This is a genomic window from Anaerotruncus sp. DFI.9.16 (genome assembly GCF_024461615.1).
GTDB classification, from domain to species: Bacteria; Bacillota; Clostridia; order Oscillospirales; family Ruminococcaceae; genus Anaerotruncus; species Anaerotruncus massiliensis.
Map to the genome: position 1 here is coordinate 1 of NZ_JANFZX010000119.1, position 2,269 is coordinate 2,269.

At 56.9% G+C, this 2,269-nt stretch carries 3 protein-coding genes; all 3 read right to left on the reverse strand.

The features are described from left to right. On the reverse strand, window positions 1-377 hold a 377-nt coding region (locus tag NE609_RS17165), incomplete at its 3' end, for a peptide-methionine (S)-S-oxide reductase (RefSeq protein WP_256153225.1). A gap of 37 nt (window positions 378-414) precedes the next feature. Beyond that, entirely contained in the window at window positions 415-1,371 is a 957-nt protein-coding gene (locus tag NE609_RS17170) for a TlpA disulfide reductase family protein (RefSeq protein WP_148336518.1), read from the reverse strand. 5 nt (window positions 1,372-1,376) lie between these two features. After that, the coding region (locus NE609_RS17175; protein ID WP_256153226.1) for a 4Fe-4S binding protein at window positions 1,377-2,269 on the reverse strand (893 nt) is incomplete at its 5' end.

The window sequence follows — 2,269 nt, forward strand, 5'->3', positions numbered from 1 at the left end:
GCCAGCAGCAGGGCGTCGAGACTCACCTGTCCGGGGTCATACTCCACCCGCACGGTCTCCCGAAAGCCGGTCTCGCCCTTGCAGACGGTCTTGTAATCGGCGTCCGCCTCGCAGGTGCCGTTGGCGTAGCCGCTCTCGGCGTTGATGACGCCGGGGATGGACTGCATCAGCTGTTCCATTCCCCAGAAGCAGCCGCCCGCCAGATAGATGACATTTTCCGTGGTATCCATATACATGCTTCCTTCACCGGACATATCAGAGGGCTGTCCGGTCATTTCCTTCTCGTCCGTTTTCTGCGGCATATTTTTCTGCCCGGCAGTGCAGCCGCTCAGCAGCAGTACCGCGGTGAGCAGAAGCGGCAATACTCTCCGATACATGGTGTATCCCTCCTTTCTGAGAAGATAAATTCGTTTGTCAGCCCATATCGGCGGCAAGAGCCTGGTCGATGAGCTTTTGCAGCGTCTCCGCCTGCTTCTTTTCCGTGATGGCGCCTACGATGGGGTCACCCACGATATTGCCGTTGCGGTCAACCACATAGGTGGTGGGGTAGGCAAAAATGTTTGTAGTGAACTTTCCCGCCTCGCCGTCGGAAGCGAAATACACATTCTGGTAGGTCACGCCCTTCTTGGCCAGTACATCTTTTGCTTCGGAAATTGCCGCTTCATCGCCATCCAATGTGAAGGTGTTGACACCGATGAGCGCGCCGCCCTTCTTCGCAAGCTCCTTGTTCAGTGCGTCCAACTCGGAAAGCTCGCCCACGCAGGGATTGCAGGTGGTGAACCAGAAATTCACCACGGTGACGGCGTTGGCGGAGAACAGCTCGTCGCTCTTCACCGTGTTGCCATCCAGGTCCTTGCCCTCAAAGGCGGGGAATTTCTGCATGCTGCCGTCATCAGGCGGCGTGGTCATGTCGCTGCCCGCGGGCACGCTCATAGCGCCATCCGTAGATTGCTGTGCCGCCTCGGGGTACTTTTTCTCTATCATGGTCAGCTTGTTTTCAATCTCGCGGATCTTCTCCGCCGCCTCCTTGAGCAGCTTCAGCTCATCCTCCGTAAACTGATCTTTGGAACCTTCGATGGTGTCCAACAAAAACTCACCATAGTTTTTGCCGTCCTCCTGCATGGTCATGCCCTTGTCGGCCGCCATGAAAACCTTTTCCCAAAGCGCTGTGTCCTCCGAGAGAATGGCATTTTCCTGCGCCATCAGCTCCTTGTGCATGGCAACCGCTTCCTCGGCATTCTTCGGTTCGCTGCTCATTCCGTCCATTTTGTCTCCGCCCTTTGTGCCGCAGGCTGCCAGAGAGAGCACCATCAGTGCAGTAAGCAGCAGCGCCAGAATTCTGCCGGCAGTATTCGTCCTATTCATCTTCATTCGTTTTATTCCTCCCTGTTATTGTTGTTTGTCTGTAGCGTTTCCGCTGCTTTTGCCTTATCTTTACCGTCTCCGAAGCCGTAGCGGAAGCACACGGCTTTCGTCGGACAGGCGCGGATGCACATTCCGCAGCGGATGCACTCGGTATGGTTGGGCGTTTTCGTCACATCCACATCCATCTTGCAGGCTCTGGCGCATTTCCCGCAGGAGACGCACTTATTCTTATCCACCTTCATCTGGAAGAGGGACACCCGGTTGAACAGTGCGTAGAACGCGCCAAGCGGGCAGAACCACTTGCAGAACGGTCGGTAGAACAGTACGCTCAGCGCAATCACCGACAGCAGGATGCTGAATTTCCATGTAAACAGCTTGCCCAGCGCCGCCCGGATGCCGGAATTGGCAAGGGACAGCGGGATGGCTCCCTCCAGCACGCCTTGGGGGCAGAGGTATTTGCAGAAGAACGGGTCTCCCATGCCAACATCGTTCACAAGGAACGCCGGTAGCAGGAAAACCATCACCAGCAGGACAGCGTATTTCAGGTATGTCAGCGGCTTCAGCCTCTTTGTGGAAAGCTTCTTAGTGGGGATTTTGTGCAGCAGCTCCTGAAACCAGCCGAAGGGGCATAGAAAGCCGCAGATAAAGCGCCCCAGCAGCACGCCCAACAGAATGAGGAAGCCTGTGATATAGTAGGAGAAGCTGAACTTGGAAGCCCCCACCACCGCCTGAAACGCCCCGATGGGGCAGGCCCCGGACGCCGCCGGACAGGAGTAGCAGTTCAGCCCCGGCACGCAGACGGTCTTCCCCGCCCCCTGATACAGTCCGCCCTTGAGAAAGTTCGGCAGATGCAGGTTGGTCAGCAGCGTCGCACCCGCCTGGATCCAGCCCCGGAAACGGGACA